The following is a 17,029-nucleotide window of genomic DNA, read 5'->3' as shown; positions in this document are numbered from 1 at the left end:
ACGCCTGGCGTGAGTCACCGGGATGATCGTCGACCGAGCTGGTCGAGCAGTTGGCGGGCCTGCTGGTGGAACAGGGCGTCCAACTCGATGTGCGGCACACCGAGCCGTACGGCCAATTCGGTGGCCAGGGTGGACTTGCCTGAGCCTGGTGCCCCCATGACCGACACCCGTCGCATGGGATGCAGGCTAGCGTCAGGAGACCACCTCGGCACCGGCTTTGGAGGGCTGCTCGACGTGGGCGGTCCGCTGCTCGGGAATTGACGGGGCGGTCAACGTGACCTCGACCGTCTTTCGGGTGCCCCACCCGGTCTTCCAGCAGGTGACCACGCCGTACCACCGAGCGACGCGCAGTACCAGCATTGCCCAGAGCACTGCGACCGGGGCGAGCATCCAAGTCCCCAACTGGTACGCCGTCGACTGGTCGGACCGGCGGATCGCCAGGTAGCGGAGGCACTGTGCGTAGCCGATTGCCATCGGCACACAGATGAGCCAGGGTAGCGCGGTCAGCGAGGGTTCCCGGATCGGTAGTACCACCGCGATGGTCAGGAACAGTGCGGTGGACAGTAGTGTCGTCGCCCATCGGATCAGGTGTAGCCAGTACGCCCACGACCGCAAGGGCAGGTATCGCATTCGCCACAGTGACCGGATGAACGATCCGCGCATCCAGCGGATGAACATCCGCAGGAAGTGGCCGGTCTGCTCCGGCATCAGCGCGAAGGCGAACGCGCTGGGCTGTTGCACGGTTCGGCCGCGCAGCATGGCGAACAGGGTCAGCATCGAGTCGTCGCTGAACGGCACGCGACGTCCCGCGAACCTTTCATGCAGATAGCTGTCCAGATTGTCGCGGATCACTTGGCCCCGGTAGACGGCGATAGGCCCCGAGTTGACCCAGACCGCCCCAAAAACTGACAGGCTGGACCGATCGGTCAGCTGGCCGGTGACGAACCACAGGTCGGTGAACCGGGTCAGGAACGATGCGTGAACATTGGCTGCCATCACGATCCCGGCGACGGACTGCACCGTCTGGTCAGCGAGGGGTTTGAGTAGCTCGTTGAGAGTTTCCGGGTCGCTGATCGTGTCCGAGTCGACCGTCCAGTACACATCTGCGTCCGGCGCCTGGCCGACCCCGGCCGCCTGCGCGTGTCTCTTGCCGGCATTGTCCTGGCGCAGCCATACCGGACGGATGCCGCTGTCGCTGGCTGCCCGCTTGAACCAGGTGCGGATCTCGGCGTACCCGACGTCGCCGGTGGTGGAACCGTCATCCACCACGACGATCGTCTGCGGCCGTCGTCGTTGACCGATCATGGACTCGAGGCATGCGCGCAGCGCGGCCGGGTCCTCGTTGTACGCGGGGACCAACGCGGCCACCTTTAGCGTGTCGAGGAGCCGCTGCCTGGCCGGGCCAACCTGGTAGGGCTGGTTGAGGTAGGCAAATCCCAACTGCCACACCAGCAGTCCGTACATCAGGACGTAGATCGCGGCGAACTGATGCCCGCTGCCTGCGCTAAGCAAGCCGATTGCTGCAAACGCATGGTGGGCCGCCCATGCCGCTACTGCCGCCAGAAGGAATGCTGCGGCGGTGAGGATCCGACCCCTGACGAGGGTCGCGGTCATCGATGGGCGGCGGAGCGACCTCGACGGAACGACAACCGGACGAGAACCGCTCCGAAGATGATCATTACTACTGCGGTGGCTGCCATCACCAGGGGCAGCGGCAGGCTGAGCTGTCCGAGACCGGCCACACCACCGATGGTGACCGCAGCGTTCGCGCCGGTCCGCGGCAGGGAATCACCAGACATGACGTTGTCTCCTTGACTGCGGGCGGATAGGGGGATTTCGAGCACAATGGTCAGCCGAGATCGGTATTGGCGGCACGTCCGGACGGGGGTCCGGTTGGTGTATGGGGAGTACGGAGGCCGACTGACTGTTGTGGTGCCGGCCGAAGGTGGTGACCGGGCGGCGCCCCGTTCGGCCGCAGCCAAGAGTAGTTGCGTAGACGACAAAGCGCTAGATGTAGCATCGCTTGGAAATCACAAGACAAACGTGAGTTCATCTGCGCCGCGATCGCATTCTTGAATGCTTTTCGTGACTCATTCTCGGGTTTGTTCGAGTTATGCGGCCTGGCCCAGACGAGATGCGAGTCAGCCGCTCAATCGATCGTTCCGCTCTGCTCGGCCGACCCGCCGACAGCGGGAGCACCGGCCAGCGGTCGACGATGTATCAGACCCTGAGCCGCCAGGGCCGCTGCCGCAGCCGCCAGTGGCAGGGCCGGCAACGCGTACCGGGGCTCGTACATGCCGATCGCCACGGTGAACACGGCCAACCCGGGCCCAGCGACCACCAGCAGTACGGTGTCGAGCCGGATCCAGCCGGCGACCCGCCGCCCAGCGGCCAGCGCCGCGACGGTCAGCAGCACCGCCAACGACATCACCACCGGGATGCCCCGGGTCCAGGTGCCGTACTGGTGCAGCGCCCGGGTCAGCGGGGTGGCCGGGTCCGCGACGACCGGCTCGGCGACCGCCGCCTGGAACCCGCTGGACGCCTGGGCCGGCGGACAGTTCTGCTCGACCCGTAGGTCGGCGGAGCGGAACCGGACCGGCGGCACCAGGCGCTGCCGCAGACACTCGTTCATCGGCCCGAGGTACAGGCCGGGGACGAAGTGTGCGGCGCTCTCCCGGCCGACCGCCGCGAGGTAGTCACCGGGCTGCTGGCTGATCACCGACCGGGAGAAGCTGGTCAGCACCTGGGCACCCTCCGGGGTGTACACCCAGTCGCCGAGTCGGGCCGGCCGCCGCCAGAAGAACGCGTCGGCCCGGTCCCACCGCTGGTCCAGCGGCTGGTCCGGGCAGGCGATCCGCTCCTCGGCGGTCAGTTCGATGCGGTCGCAGTCGGCGATCATCGCGGCTCGGCCGTACAGGGCGGTGCCGCTCTGCGCGCTGTAGACGCTCTGCCGGTCGCCGATCCAGACCATCACCATGACGTACGGCACACCGAAGGCGAGCAGGTAGCCCAGCACCGGCCGCCAGCCGACCCGGCGTACCACCAGGTAGCCGGCGAGTAGCAGGGCGACCGGCAGCGCGGTGGGTTTGGTCACCCAGGCGACGGCGATCAGCCCGCCGGAGACGACGGCCGCCACCGGACCGGGGCGGGGCGGCCAGAGCAGCGCCCCGACGGCGGCGGCGAACAGCACCATGAACATCAGGTCGGGCAGCAGGTAGTGCCCCATGGTGAGGACCAGGGAATCGAAGATCAGCGGTACGGCGGCCAGGGTGGCCAGCCAGCGGACCACGCCCCGGCGCAGCAGCAGGGCGTACAGGCCGACGGCGACCAGCAGGCTGAGCAGGTGCTGGACGGCCGCGACGGCGGCGAGCGTCCGGGTCTGCTGTAGCGCGGACAGCAGCAGCACGTAGCCGATCGGCCGGTTCGGGTGCGGCTCCAGCGGCTGCTGCAGCATCAGCAGGTACTCGCCGCTGTCGCCGTGGAACCAGAACGCCGGCTGATACGCGACCAGGTAGGCGATCCGCAGTCCGAGACCGGCGGCGAGCAGGATCACCAGGGGCAGGTGGCGGCGCAGTGGCGTCATCCGGTTGCTCTGCCCCTCCCTCGACATGGCAGTACGCTTCATGCGTGACTACCAGCCGGGAGATCGACAGCATCCTGCAGCGTGGCGCCGACGGTGGGCGGATCTCCGCCGAGGAGGCGCTGCTGATCTACACCGAAGCGCCGTTCCACGCCCTCGGTGAGGCCGCGGACGCGGTCCGCCGTCGCCGGTACCCGGACAACGTCGTGACGTATCTGATCGATCGCAACATCAATTACACCAACGTCTGCGTCACCGCGTGTCGTTTCTGCGCTTTCTACCGGGCGCCCAAGCACACCGAGGGCTGGGCCCACCCGATCGAGGAGATTCTGCGTCGCTGCGGCGAGGCGGTCGAGCTGGGCGCTACCCAGGTGATGCTGCAGGGTGGCCACCACCCCGATTTCGGGGTGGAGTACTACGAGCACTTGTTCGGCGCGGTCAAGGCGGCGTACCCCCGGTTGGTGATCCACTCGATCGGGCCGAGCGAGATCCTGCACATGGCGAAGGTGTCCGGTGTATCACTGGACGAGGCAATCGCCCGGATCAAGGCCGCCGGGCTGGATTCGATCGCCGGCGCCGGCGCCGAGATGCTGCCGGACCGGCCCCGCCGGGCGATCGCCCCGCTCAAGGAGTCCGGGGCGCGCTGGCTGGAGGTCATGGAGCTGGCGCACCGGCACGGCATCGAGTCGACCGCCACGATGATGATGGGCACCGGGGAGACCAACGCGGAGCGGATCGAGCATCTGCGGATGATCCGGGACGTCCAGGACTCCACCGGTGGTTTCCGGGCGTTCATCCCCTGGACCTACCAGCCGGAGAACAACCATCTCAAGGGCCGCACCCAGGCAACGACCCTGGAGTACCTACGGATGATCGCGGTCTCCCGGCTCTTCTTCGACCAGGTGGCGCATCTGCAGGCGTCCTGGCTGACCACCGGCAAGGACGTCGGGCAGTTGGCGCTGCACATGGGGGTCGACGATCTCGGTTCGATCATGTTGGAGGAGAACGTGATCTCCTCGGCCGGTGCCCGGCACCGGTCGAACCTGCACGAGCTGATCTGGATGATCCGTTCGGCGGGCCGGATCCCCGCCCAGCGGGACACCGAGTACCACCACCTCGCTGTGCACCGTGATCCGGCGGACGACCCGACCGACGAGCGGGTGGTGTCGCACTTCTCGTCGATCGCGTTGCCCAATGGCGGGGCCCGTCGCGATCTGCCGCTGGTCGACGCGCGCTGACCGACCGGACGCGCACTGACCGGTCCGGATTCGTCCGATCGGGTGGCTGGTGAGGCCGATCAGTCAGCCCTTCTCGGCTGGCGGGTGGGCCGGTGGTCGGCCGGTCGTGGCGGGCAGCGCTGTCGATGCGGCGAGGTGGCGCGAACCTTAGGCCAAGGGGCCATAACGTGTTGATCACGAGGGGCGCGAAGCTTTCCGCCGGCCGCTAACGTCCTTGTCAACAACGTTCCGGCAGCCGCCCGCGCCGCGACGCCGTCCCTTGGTCGTCGCAGGTCACGTCCCCCAGGGCGGTGGTCGCCGGAGCCGTACTCCAGCGGTCCGAGGGGGCCGTCTACATAACGCACGGCACTACGGGCGAGGTGGTTCAACCCACCTCGCCCGTAGTGTGTGTAACCTCGGTCACCCTCGTCGCCGGCCCCGCGCCGCAGGTCGGGACGCGCGGCTGGCAAAGTGGTCGGGCGTGACTGACAACCCGCCGCCGGTCTTGCGCGCCGGCCTGGACAAGCAGCCGGCCGAGGTCGCCGCGATGTTCGACGGCGTGGCCGGCCGGTACGACCTGACCAACACGGTGATCTCCTTCGGCCAGGACCGCCGGTGGCGCCGGGCCACCCGGGCGGCGCTCGACCTGCTTCCCGGCGACCGGGTGCTCGACGTCGGCGCCGGCACCGGCGTCTCCACCGCCGAACTCGGCCGGGGTGGCGTGTGGGCGGTCGGCTCGGACATCTCGCTCGGTATGCTGCGGGCCGGCCGGCGGGCCCGTCCGCAGGTGCCACTGCTCGCCGGGGACGCCCTGGCGTTGCCGTTCCGGGACGCCACCTTCGACGCGGTGACCATCTCGTTCGCGCTGCGCAACGTGGTCGACACCGACGCCGCGTTGGCCGAGCTGGCCCGGGTGACCCGGCCCGGCGGACGGCTGGTGGTGTGCGAGTTCAGTCAGCCGACCAGTCCCGCCTTCCGGACGCTCTACCTGTCCTATCTGATGCGGTCGCTGCCGGCGGTGACCCGTGCGGTGGCGAGCAACCCGGACGCGTACGTCTATCTGGCCGAGTCCATCCGGCAGTGGCCGGACCAGGCAGCGCTCGCCGGGCGGATCACGGCGGCGGGGTGGCGGTCGGCGCAGTGGCGCAATCTCACCGGTGGAATCGTGGCGCTGCACCGCGCCACCCGGCGGTAGCGCCGTGCCACCTGGAAGTAGCGCCGTGCTGCCGTACGCCGGATCCGGGTGTTCGGGCGACGGGTCGGTTACTCCTCGGTGTCCGTCGATGGGTGATTCCGGGTCGTCGGTCACCCGCCGAGGTCGCTACCTCGCAGGGTTAGGGTCGCCTAACCGATTGCCGCCCTGTTAACGGTTCTAGACTCACCTGCGAGACGGCTTGTGAAGCATTTCACGAGCGACTGGGAGGCGAACGGGAGGTGGCTGTGAGCGAGACCGAAGCCGATGTGATCGTCGTCGGGGCGGGCCCTGGCGGTTCCGCGACCGCCTTCCACCTTGCCCGGCACGGCGTACGGGTGCTCCTGCTGGAGAAGACCACCTTCCCACGGGAGAAGGTCTGTGGTGACGGGCTCACGCCGCGTGCCGTCAAACAGTTGATCAAGTTGGGTGTCGACACCTCGCCCGAGGCCGGCTGGCTGCGCAACCGTGGCCTGCGGGTGATCGGCGGCGGCATCCGGCTCGAGCTCGACTGGCCGGACCTGGCCAGCTTCCCCAACTACGGCCTGGTCCGGACCCGACTGGACTTCGATGACCTGCTGGCCAGACAGGCGGTCGAGGCGGGCGCGGTGCTGCACACCGGCACCAACGTGGTGGCTCCGGTGCTGGACGCCACCGGGCGGGCGGTCGGCGTGACCGCCGAGGTCGGCCCGGACAAGCAGCCGGTCACCTTCCATGCCCCGTTGATCGTCGCCGCGGACGGGGTGTCCGGCCGGTTCCCGCTCGCCATGGGGCTGGCCAAGCGCGAGGACCGGCCGATCGGGGTCGCGGTCCGGCGGTACTACCGGTCGCCGGTGCGGCATCGGGACGAGTATCTGGAGTCCTGGCTGGAGCTGCGCAGCCGGGAGGGCGGCGAGAAGCTGCTGCCCGGCTACGGCTGGATCTTCGGCATGGGCGACGGTCGGGTCAACGTCGGTCTGGGCGTGCTCAACTCGTCCAGCGCCTTCGGTAAGACGAACTACCGGCGGATGCTGACCGACTGGCTGGGCAGCACGCCACCGGACTGGGGGCTGGCCGACGAGACCAACGCCGACGGCCCGATTCTCGGCGCGGCCCTGCCGATGGGCTTCAACCGGGTTCCGCACTACGCCCGGGGAGTCCTGCTGGTCGGTGACTCCGGCGGTATGGTCAACCCGTTCAACGGTGAAGGCATCGCGTACGCGATGGAGTCCGGTGAGCTGGCCGCCGAGGTGGCGGTGCAGGCGTTGGCCCGGCCGGCCGGCGTCGACCGGGAGCGGGCGCTGGCGCACTACCCGAACGAGCTGAAGGCTCGCTACGGCGGCTACTACCGGCTCGGGAACATCTTCGTGAAGTTGATCGGCAACCCACAAATCATGCGAATCGCTACCAAGCACGGCATGCCGCACCCGACACTGATGCGGTTCGTGCTGAAGCTGCTGGCGAACCTGACCGATCCGCGTGGCGGGGACGCGATGGACCGGATGATCAACGCGATGACCAAGGTGGCTCCGGCCGTGTGAGGCCGCCGGCAGCACCCCGGGCCGTCGGCCCACCGCAGTAGTCGCCAGGATGGGGCAACGACGCCCGGTCCCGGCGGGAGACATCACAGATCGCTGAAACTGACCGCGGGCAGGGAAGGACGAGCAGGAGAAACCCATGTCGCTCTCGCCTTACATACCCATCGTCGGGGTGTTCGCCCTCGCCTCGGCCTTCGCGTTGTTCTCGGTGGCGGCCGCCCGGCTGGCCGGGCCGCTGCGCTACAACCGGGCCAAGCTCGAAGCGTACGAGTGTGGGATCGAGCCCAGCCCGGAGCCGGTCGGCGGCGGTCGGATCCCGATCAAGTTCTATCTGACCGCGATGATGTTCATCATCTTCGACATCGAGATCATCTTTCTGATCCCGTGGGCGGTCTCGCTGGACCCGCTCGGCGCGTTCGGCTACGTCGCGGTCTCGCTGTTCATCGTCGCCGTCTCGGTCGCCTATGTGTACGAGTGGCGGCGCGGCGGGCTCGACTGGGACTGACGGAGGAACCATGGGAATCGAGGAGAAACTCCCCGCCGGCGTACTGCTCACCTCGGTGGAGAAGCTGGTCAACTGGTCCCGCAAGACCTCCGTCTGGGGGGCGACCTTCGGCCTGGCCTGCTGCGCGATCGAGATGATGGCGGCCGGTGCCCCGCACTACGACATGGGTCGCTGGGGCATGGAGGTGTTCCGGGCCTCGCCCCGGCAGGCCGACCTGATGATCGTCGCCGGCCGGGTCAGCCAGAAGATGGCCCCGGTGCTGCGGCAGATCTACGACCAGATGGCCGAGCCCCGCTGGGTGCTGTCGATGGGGGTCTGCGCCTCCAGCGGCGGCATGTTCAACAACTACGCCATCGTGCAGGGCGTGGACCACGTGGTGCCGGTCGACATGTACCTGCCCGGCTGCCCGCCCCGTCCGGAGATGCTCATCGACGCGGTTCTCAAGCTGCGCGAGAAGATCGGCCACGAGCCGCTCGGCCCGAACGGCCGCAAGATGCTGGAGGCCCGCCGGGCCCGCGGTGACGTGCCGGTGGTCGCGCCCGGGGCGATGCCGTCGTCGTACCGCTCCGACAAGGCCCGCCGGGCCGAGTGGGAGCAGGCCGTCCGGGAAGGCCGCGAGGAGCAGTTGCGGATCGAGAACTGGATGAAGGCCCAGAACCACCTGCACGCCCGGGAGCGGCTGAAGTGATTCCCGCCTCGACCAGCGAAAGGACGATCCAGTGACCGGGCCGACCAACGCGCCCAGTGAGCAGCCGGGCGGTGGCGTACCTGCCGCCGCCCCGCCGGTCGGGGCGACCAGCGGCGCGCCGGCCGAGTTCCCACCGGCCAGCGGGGCCGGCCGGGGAATGTTCGGCATCCAGGGCTCCGGCGACACGTCCGGCTTCGGCGGCCTGGTCCGCCGCCGGTCCAGCGTGGCCGGCACCGAGCGGCCGTACGGCGGCTACTTCGACGAGGTGTGCGACGCCCTCGAGGAGGCGTACCCGGCCTTCGCCGATGCGATCGAGAAGGTCGTGGTCGACCGGGGTGAGCTGACCCTGCACATCAAGCCGGAGCGGATCGCCGAGGTCTGCCGGGTGATGCGTGACGACGAGGCGCTGCGTTTCGAGCTCTGCTCCTCGGTGTCCGGGGCGGACTACCTGGGTGCCGACGAGCGTCGGCTGCACGTCGTCTACCAGCTGACCTCGATGACCTACCGGCGCCGGGTCCGGCTGGAGGCGGCGGTCACCGCCGAGGATCCGCACCTGCCGAGCGTCACCGCCGTCTACCCGACCGCCGACTGGCAGGAGCGGGAGACGTACGACATGTTCGGCGTCGTCTTCGACGGCCACCCGGCGCTGACCCGGATCCTGATGCCGGACGACTGGGAGGGTCACCCGCAGCGCAAGGACTACCCGCTGGGCGGCGTCCCGGTGGAGTACAAGGGCGCCGAGATCCCACCGCCGGACAAGCGGAGGAGCTACCAATGACGGCCGGATACGCAACCGAACGCGAGACCGACGAGGGCAAGGTCTTCACCGTCACCGGTGGCGACTGGGACACCGTGGTCGGCGGTACGGACCCGCTCACCGACGAGCGGATCATCGTCAACATGGGGCCGCAGCACCCGTCCACGCACGGGGTGCTGCGCCTGGTGCTGGAGCTGGAGGGGGAGACTGTCCGGGAGGCCCGGACGGTCGTCGGCTACCTGCACACCGGGATCGAGAAGAACCTCGAGTACCGCAACTGGGTGCAGGGCACCACGTTCGTCACCCGGATGGACTACCTGGCGCCGATCTTCAACGAGACGGCGTACAGCCTGGCGGTGGAGAAGCTGCTCGGGATCACCGACGACGTCACCGAGCGGGCGAACACCATCCGGGTGCTGATGATGGAGCTCAACCGGATCTCCTCGCACCTGATCTGGCTGGGCACCACCGGCCTGGAGCTCGGCGCGATCTCGATCATGCTGTACTGCTTCCGGGAGCGCGAGTACATCCTGGAGATTTTCGAGCTGGTCTCCGGGCTGCGGATGAACATGGCCTACGTGCGGCCCGGCGGGGTCGCCCAGGACGTGCCGGACGAGGCGATCGCCAAGATCCGCGAGTTCCTCAAGGTGATGCCGAAGCGGCTCAAGGAGTACGAGGACCTGCTCTCCGGGCAGCCGATCTGGTTGGAGCGGACGCAGAACGTCGCGGTGCTCGACGTCACCGGTTGCCTCGCGCTGGGCGTCACCGGGCCGGTGCTGCGCTCCGCCGGCCTGGCCTGGGACCTGCGCAAGACCATGCCGTACTGCGGCTACGAGGACTACGAGTTCGACGTGCCGACCACGCCGACCGCCGACGTCTGGGGCCGTTACCTGGTCCGGATGGCGGAGATGCGCGAGTCGCTGAAAATCATCGAGCAGGCGTTGGACCGGCTGAAGCCCGGTCCGATCATGGTCGCCGACAAGAAGATCGCCTGGCCGGCGCAGCTGGCCATCGGCGTGGACGGCATGGGCAACTCGCTGGAGCACGTCGCCAAGATCATGGGTCAGTCGATGGAGTCGCTGATCCACCACTTCAAGCTGGTGACCGAGGGCTTCCGGGTGCCGCCCGGCCAGGTGTACGTCGGCATCGAGTCGCCCCGCGGCGAGTTGGGCGTGCACGCCGTCTCCGACGGCGGCACCAGGCCGTACCGGGTGCACTACCGAGAACCGAGCTTCGTCAATCTCCAGGCGATCCCGGCCATGGCCGAGGGCGGGCTGCTCGCCGACGTGATCGCCGGAGGCGCCTCGTTGGACCCCGTGATGGGTGGGTGTGACCGCTGATGGGCTTCAGTCAGGAAACGCACGACCGGGCCCGGGAGATCATCGCCCGCTACCCGGCGGATCGCTCCCGGTCGGCACTGCTGCCCCTGCTGCACCTGGTGCAGTCCGAGGAGGGCTACGTCTCGCCGGCCGGCGTCGAGTTCTGCGCTGAAGCGCTGGGCATCAACAAGGCCCAGGTCAGCGCGGTCGCCACCTTCTACACCATGTACAAGCGCCGGCCCACCGGCGACTGGCTGGTCAGCGTCTGCACCAACACCATGTGCGACGTGCTCGGTGGCCAGCGGGTGTACGACGCGCTCAGCGAGCACCTCGGGGTCGGGCACGAGGAGACCACCGCCGACGGCACCATCACCCTGGAGCACGCCGAGTGCCTGGCCGCCTGCGACTACGGCCCGGTGATGACGGTCAACTACGACTTCTTCGACAAGGTCGACCCGGACGTCGCGCTCGGCGTCGTCGAGGAGTTGCGCGCCGGCGGCCGCCCGGCACCCACCCGAGGTGCCCGGCTGTGCCCGCTGAAGGAGATGTCGCTGCAGCTGGCCGGCTTCTCCGACACCCGTGAGGGCGCGGTCGCCGACGGACCGGCCGGCGACCCAACGCTGCGCGGCCTGCGGCTGGCCCAGCAGCACGGCGTCTCGGTCGCCGGCTTCGACCCGAACACGCCGATCAGCGGCGACGCCCCTGCCCCGGCACCCAGCCGGCCGGCGCCGGCAGCGACCGGCAGCACCGCACCGGACGTCAAGGCACCACAGGCCAAGTCGCCGGAGATTCGGGCCGCCGAGACCCGCGCCCCGGACGCGAAGACCCCGGCCCCGGACGCCCCCGGCACCACGGTGCCGACCGACCGGGCCGAACCGGACAGCGACGCCGAGGCCGCCGAGTCGGCCGGCGCCGCCGCCAACCCGCCCGCCGGTGACGCCAAACCGGCCGGCGACAACTCGCAGCCACAGCGCGGGTCGCTGCGGGACGCGCGCAGCGAGGAGGGCACCCGATGACCCAGCCGCGACCGGAAACCCTGCAGAAGCTGACCCCGGTGCTGACTAAGCGTTGGCTGTCACCGGATGCCTGGAAGATCGATGTTTACCAGCAGCTCGACGGCTACGCCGCGCTGCGCAAGGTGCTGACCGGTACGCCGGACGGCCGAGGCCGCGACGCCGACCCGGTGCACCCGGACGACCTGATCAAGCTAATCAAGGACTCCGGGCTGCGCGGCCGGGGCGGGGCCGGCTTCCCCACCGGCCTCAAGTGGGGGTTCATCCCACAGGGTGACGGCAAGCCGCACTACCTGGTGGTCAACGCCGACGAGGGCGAGCCGGGCACCTGCAAGGACCTGCCGCTGATGATGTATGACCCGCACTCGCTGGTCGAAGGCGTCATCATCGCCTCGTACGCGATCCGGGCCAGCCGCGCCTACATCTACATCCGGGGTGAGGCGGTGCACGCCGCCCGCCGGCTGCGCAACGCGGTCGACGAGGCGTACCGGGCCGGCTATCTCGGCAAGGACATCCTCGGCTCCGGGTTCGACCTGGACCTGGTGGTGCACAGCGGGGCGGGTGCCTACATCTGCGGCGAGGAGACGGCACTGCTGGACTCCCTCGAAGGGTTCCGTGGCCAGCCCCGGCTGCGTCCGCCGTTCCCGGCCACCCACGGCCTGTACGCCTGCCCGACGGTGGTCAACAACGTCGGCACCATCTCCAGCGTGCCGTACATCGTGCTCGGTGGCGCCGCCTGGTGGAAGAGCATGGGTACGGAGAAGTCGTCCGGCCCGATGATCTATTCGCTGTCCGGCCGGATCGCCAACCCGGGGCAGTACGAGTGCTCGATGGGCATCACCCTGCGCGAGCTGATCGAGCTGGCCGGCGGGATGCAGCCCGGTCACGAGCTGCGGTTCTGGACGCCGGGCGGGTCGTCGACCCCGCTGCTCACCGCCGAGCACCTGGACGTACCGCTGGACTTCGAAGGGGTGGCCGGCGCCGGCTCGATCCTCGGCACCACCGCCACCCAGATCTTCTCCGACCAGGACTGCCCGGTGTACGCCACCTACCGGTGGCTGGAGTTCTACCACCACGAGTCGTGCGGCAAGTGCACCCCGTGCCGGGAGGGCAACTACTGGATGGTGCGGGTCTTTCGGCGGATCCTCGCCGGTCAGGGCACCCACGAGGACCTGGACACCCTGCTCGACACCTGCGACAACATCCTCGGCCGCTCGTTCTGCGGCCTCGGCGACGGCGCGACCAGCTCGGTGACGTCCTCGCTGAAGTACTTCAAGCAGGACTACCTCGACTACATCGAGGGCCGCACGGCACCGAAGCTGTCGGAGAAAGCATTGGTAGGTGCGCACTAATGGCAGAGGTAGCCAAGACCACCGAGACGGTGACGTTGACCATCGACGGCGTCGAGGTCACCGCGCCCAAGGGTGCACTGCTGATCCGGGTCGCCGAGAAGCTGGGCATCGAAATCCCCCGGTTCTGCGACCATCCGCTGCTCGCCCCGGCCGGCGCCTGCCGGCAGTGCCTGGTCGACGTGGAGGGGCAGCGTAAGCCGGTTGCCTCCTGCACCCAGACCGTCGCCGACGGCATGGTGGTCCGCACCCAGCTCACCTCCGAGGTGGCCAAGAAGGCCCAGCAGGGGATCATGGAGCTGCTGCTGGTCAACCACCCGCTCGACTGCCCGATGTGCGACAAGGGCGGCGAGTGCCCGCTGCAGAACCAGGCGATGTCGACCGGCCGGCCGGACTCCCGCTTCCACGAACACAAGCGGGAGTACCCGAAGCCCGTCGAGATCTCCAGCCAGGTGCTGCTGGATCGCGAGCGCTGCGTGCTCTGCCAGCGCTGCACCCGGTTCTCCGAGGAGATCGCCGGTGACGCCTTCATCGACCTGATGGACCGTTCCTCCGGCGAGCAGATCAACGTCTACCGGGACGAGGCGTTCGGCGCGGAACCGACACCGGACGGTGAGGGCGACGGCGACGTGCCGTTCAACTCCTACTTCTCCGGCAACACGGTGCAGATCTGCCCGGTCGGGGCGCTCACCGGTGCCCAGTACCGGTTCCGGGCCCGCCCGTTCGACCTGGTCTCCTCGCCGAGCGTCTGCGAGCACTGTTCGGCCGGCTGCGCGCAGCGCACCGACCACCGGCGCGGCAAGGTGATGCGCCGGCTGGCCGGCGACGACCCGGCGGTCAACGAGGAGTGGAACTGCGACAAGGGCCGGTGGGGGTTCCGCTACGCCACCGCCACCGACCGGCTCACCACCCCGCTGGTCCGCGACGCCGACACCGGTGAGCTGAGGGAGGCGTCCTGGAGCGAGGCCCTGGCGGTCGCCGCCGACGGGCTGCGCAACGCCCGCGACGGGGCGTACGGCGTCGGGGTGCTCACCGGTGGTCGGCTCACCGTCGAGGACGCCTACGCGTACGCCAAGTTCGCCCGGGTGGCGCTGCGCACCAACGACATCGACTTCCGGGCCCGACCGGTCACCGGTACCGCCGGCTCCACCGAGGAGGCCGACTTCCTGGCCGCCCGGGTGGCCGGCGGGTCCGACGTCACCTACGCCGACATCGAGCGGGCCCCGGTGGTGGTGATCGCCGGGCTGGAGCCGGAGGAGGAGTGCCCGATCCTCTTCCTGCGGCTGCGCAAGGCGTACACCAAGAAGGGGCTGCGGGTGATCGCCCTGGCCCCGTACCTGAGCCGGGGCCTGGAGAAGCTGGGCGCCACGTTGGTGCCGACCGTGCCCGGCGACGAGGCGCGGCTGCTCACCGACGACCGCGCGGTCACCGAGGCGCTCGGCCGGTCCGGCGCGATCCTGTTCGTCGGCGAGCGGCTGGCCACCGTGCCCGGTGGGTTGTCGACCGCTGGCGCGGTCGCCGAGCGGGCCGGCGCAAAGCTGGCCTGGGTGCCACGCCGGGCCGGCGACCGGGGCGCGGTCGACGCCGGCTGCCTGCCGAACCTGCTGCCCGGCGGCCGTCCGGTCGCCGACGCGGCCGCGCGGGCGGAGCTGACCGGGGCCTGGGACATCGGCGCCGGGACCATCCCGTCCGAGCCGGGCCGCGACGTCGACGCGATCGTCGCGGCGACCGCCGCCGGCAAGATCGGCGCACTGGTCGTCGGCGGGGTCGATCCGGCCGACCTGGCCGACCCGCGGCTGGCCGAGCAGGCGCTCGACGCGGTGCCGTTCCTGGTCAGTCTGGAGATCCGACACAGCGCGGTGACCCGCCGCGCGGACGTCGTCCTGCCGGTGGCACCGGCGGTGGAGAAGGCCGGCAGCTACCTCGACTGGGAGGGCCGGCTGCGCACCTTCGAGGCAGTGCTGACCACCACCGCGATGGCCGACTCCCGGGTGCTCGACGCGATCGCCGCCCAGCTCGGTGTCGCACTCGGCACCGGCGAGGTCAACCTGATCCGCCGGGAGCTCGGCGCGCTGCCGGCCACCAAGGCGCAGCGTCCCGGGCTGCCGCTGGTCGACCCGACGGCACCGGCCAGCCCGGGTGCCGGCGAGGCGGTGCTGGCGACCTGGCACCACCTGATCGACCTCGGCACCCTCACCGACGGTGACCCCTACCTGGGTGGCACCGCACGGCCGCCGGTGGTCCGGCTGGCCAAGTCGCTGGCCGGGGCGCTCGGGGTGGCCGACGGGGACCCGGTCACCGTCGGCACCGACCGGGGCGCGGTCACCCTGCCGGCGGCGGTCACCGATCTGCTGCCCGACGGGGTGGTCTGGCTACCGACGAACTCACCCGGCTCGACGGTGCGCCGCAGCCTCGGCGCGGTCTCCGGCGCACTGGTCAAGGTCAGCGCCGCCACCGGCTCGGACGGCACGGTCGCCGGATCGGACGGCAACGGGCGGATCAGCCACAACGGCGCGACGAACCCGAACCTAGGGGGTCTGCGGTGAACCCACTGGCACAGGAACCGACGCTGTCCGACTTCGGGCTGGACCCCTGGTGGCTGATCCTGATCAAGGTGGTCTTCGCCTTCGTCTTCGGGCTGCTGGGCACCCTGCTCGGGGTCTGGTTCGAGCGGCGGGTGGTCGGCCGGATGCAGGTCCGTCCCGGCCCCAACCAGGCCGGCCCGTTCGGCCTGCTGCAGACCCTGGCCGACGGGCTGAAGATGGCCTTCAAGGAGGACATCCTCCCCAAGGCGTCGGACAAGGTGGTCTACTTCTTCGCCCCGACGATCTCGGTGATCTGTGCGGTCACCGCGCTGTCGGTGATCCCGTTCGGGCCGATGGTGAGCATCTTCGGCACCCGGACCCCACTTCAGGTCACCGACGTGCCGGTGGCGGTGCTGGTGCTGCTGGCCTGCTCGTCGATGGGTGTGTACGGGCTGGTGCTCGGCGGCTGGGCGTCCGGGTCGACGTACCCGCTGCTCGGTGGCCTGCGCTCGACGGCGCAGGTGATCTCGTACGAGATCGCGCTCGGGTTGTCGGTGGTCGGCGTCTTCATGACCGCCGGCACCATGTCGACCAGCGGGATCGTCGCCGCCCAGTCCGGCGGTGACCTGTTCACCTCGATCGCCGGGTTCGACCTGTACGCCCCGGGCTGGTACGCGATCCTGCTGCTGCCCAGTTTCATCATCTTCTTCATCGCCGCGGTGGCGGAGACCAACCGGGCACCGTTCGACCTGCCCGAGGCGGAGTCCGAGCTGGTCGCCGGCTACATGACCGAGTACAGCTCGCTGAAGTTCGCGCTGTTCATGCTCTCCGAGTACGTCGCCATGGTGACCATGTCGGCGGTGACGGTGACGCTGTTCCTCGGCGGCTGGCGGGCCCCCTGGCCGATCAGCATCTGGGACGGGGCGAACAGCGGCTGGTGGCCGATGCTCTGGTTCATGGGCAAGGTGATCGCGCTGATCTTTGTCTTCGTCTGGCTCCGTGGCACCCTGCCCCGGCTGCGCTACGACCAGTTCATGCGGTTCGGCTGGAAGGTGCTGCTGCCGATCAACCTGGCCTGGATCCTGGCCCTCGGCGGGATCCGGGTGACCAGCGGCTGGGAGCGCAACGACCGGCTGATCGCGATCGGTATCCCGGTCGCCATCCTGCTCGCCGTGGTGATCTTCTGGCCGACGCGCAAGGAGCGGCCGGCGCCGACCCTGCAGGAGCAGGTCGACTCCCGGCCGCCGGGCAGCTTCCCGCTGCCCCCGATGGACCTGCAGGTCCCGCCCAGCCCGCGGGCCAAGCGGGCGGTAGCCGAACGGGAGCCGGCCCAGGTCGGTCCCGCCACCGACGACAAGGAGGTGTGA

The 17,029-nt window shown here is 69.7% G+C and carries 15 protein-coding genes; 11 read left to right on the top strand and 4 right to left on the bottom strand.

Features of this window, described 5'->3' with window-relative positions:
• Nucleotides 1–14 precede the first annotated feature (14 nt).
• The 4 genes from ACFHWS_RS17550 to ACFHWS_RS17535 form a co-directional block, all read right to left on the bottom strand.
• The gene (locus tag ACFHWS_RS17550; protein WP_416556509.1) at nt 15–176 is read right to left on the bottom strand and encodes an AAA family ATPase; all 162 of its coding nucleotides are present in this window, start codon (nt 174–176) and stop codon (nt 15–17) included.
• A gap of 16 nt (nt 177–192) precedes the next feature.
• Nucleotides 193–1,512 carry a glycosyltransferase gene (locus ACFHWS_RS17545; RefSeq protein WP_416556508.1) on the bottom strand — a complete coding sequence of 440 codons (1,320 nt, stop codon included), beginning with the start codon at nt 1,510–1,512 and terminating at the stop codon, nt 193–195.
• A 98-nt stretch (nt 1,513–1,610) separates the two neighbouring features.
• Nucleotides 1,611–1,799 (bottom strand): hypothetical protein, encoded by a 189-nt coding sequence (locus ACFHWS_RS17540; protein WP_416556507.1) that lies wholly within the window; start codon nt 1,797–1,799, stop codon nt 1,611–1,613.
• A gap of 350 nt (nt 1,800–2,149) precedes the next feature.
• Entirely contained in the window at nt 2,150–3,625 is a 1,476-nt protein-coding gene (locus ACFHWS_RS17535) for an ArnT family glycosyltransferase (protein WP_416568562.1), read from the bottom strand.
• A 2-nt stretch (nt 3,626–3,627) separates the two neighbouring features.
• On the opposite strand from ACFHWS_RS17535, the gene mqnC reads away from it, so the two are divergent.
• The 11 genes from mqnC to nuoH all read left to right on the top strand — a co-directional run bounded on the left by mqnC (nt 3,628) and on the right by nuoH (nt 17,029).
• Nucleotides 3,628–4,818 (top strand): cyclic dehypoxanthinyl futalosine synthase, encoded by a 1,191-nt coding sequence (mqnC, locus tag ACFHWS_RS17530; protein ID WP_416556505.1) that lies wholly within the window; start codon nt 3,628–3,630, stop codon nt 4,816–4,818.
• A 460-nt stretch (nt 4,819–5,278) separates the two neighbouring features.
• The gene (locus ACFHWS_RS17525; protein ID WP_416556504.1) at nt 5,279–5,992 is read left to right on the top strand and encodes a demethylmenaquinone methyltransferase; all 714 of its coding nucleotides are present in this window, start codon (nt 5,279–5,281) and stop codon (nt 5,990–5,992) included.
• A 245-nt stretch (nt 5,993–6,237) separates the two neighbouring features.
• Nucleotides 6,238–7,509 carry a geranylgeranyl reductase family protein gene (locus tag ACFHWS_RS17520; protein ID WP_416556503.1) on the top strand — a complete coding sequence of 424 codons (1,272 nt, stop codon included), beginning with the start codon at nt 6,238–6,240 and terminating at the stop codon, nt 7,507–7,509.
• A 136-nt stretch (nt 7,510–7,645) separates the two neighbouring features.
• Complete coding sequence (locus ACFHWS_RS17515) at nt 7,646–8,011, top strand: NADH-quinone oxidoreductase subunit A (RefSeq protein ID WP_123607118.1); 366 nt, start codon at nt 7,646–7,648, stop codon at nt 8,009–8,011.
• Between the two features lie 10 nt (nt 8,012–8,021).
• Nucleotides 8,022–8,699, top strand: a complete 678-nt coding sequence (locus ACFHWS_RS17510; protein WP_123607119.1) for a NuoB/complex I 20 kDa subunit family protein — start codon at nt 8,022–8,024, stop codon at nt 8,697–8,699.
• A gap of 31 nt (nt 8,700–8,730) precedes the next feature.
• Nucleotides 8,731–9,477, top strand: coding sequence for an NADH-quinone oxidoreductase subunit C (locus ACFHWS_RS17505; RefSeq protein WP_416556502.1), 747 nt, complete (start codon nt 8,731–8,733; stop codon nt 9,475–9,477).
• A complete protein-coding gene (locus ACFHWS_RS17500) occupies nt 9,474–10,796 on the top strand; it encodes an NADH-quinone oxidoreductase subunit D (RefSeq protein ID WP_282233277.1) in 1,323 nt (440 codons plus the stop codon). Before ACFHWS_RS17505 ends, ACFHWS_RS17500 begins: the two co-directional genes overlap by 4 nt.
• The gene (gene nuoE / locus ACFHWS_RS17495; RefSeq protein ID WP_416556557.1) at nt 10,793–11,791 is read left to right on the top strand and encodes an NADH-quinone oxidoreductase subunit NuoE; all 999 of its coding nucleotides are present in this window, start codon (nt 10,793–10,795) and stop codon (nt 11,789–11,791) included. The genes ACFHWS_RS17500 and nuoE overlap by 4 nt, the downstream gene beginning before the upstream one ends.
• A complete protein-coding gene (gene nuoF / locus ACFHWS_RS17490) occupies nt 11,788–13,140 on the top strand; it encodes an NADH-quinone oxidoreductase subunit NuoF (RefSeq protein WP_278173310.1) in 1,353 nt (450 codons plus the stop codon). Before nuoE ends, nuoF begins: the two co-directional genes overlap by 4 nt.
• A complete protein-coding gene (locus ACFHWS_RS17485) occupies nt 13,140–15,683 on the top strand; it encodes an NADH-quinone oxidoreductase subunit G (protein WP_416556501.1) in 2,544 nt (847 codons plus the stop codon). Before nuoF ends, ACFHWS_RS17485 begins: the two co-directional genes overlap by 1 nt.
• A complete protein-coding gene (nuoH, locus tag ACFHWS_RS17480) occupies nt 15,680–17,029 on the top strand; it encodes an NADH-quinone oxidoreductase subunit NuoH (RefSeq protein ID WP_416556500.1) in 1,350 nt (449 codons plus the stop codon). Before ACFHWS_RS17485 ends, nuoH begins: the two co-directional genes overlap by 4 nt.

This window comes from Micromonospora sp. LOL_013 (assembly GCF_048060315.1).
GTDB lineage: Bacteria > Actinomycetota > Actinomycetes > Mycobacteriales > Micromonosporaceae > Micromonospora_E.
This window is presented reverse-complemented; position numbering and strand designations above follow the sequence as displayed.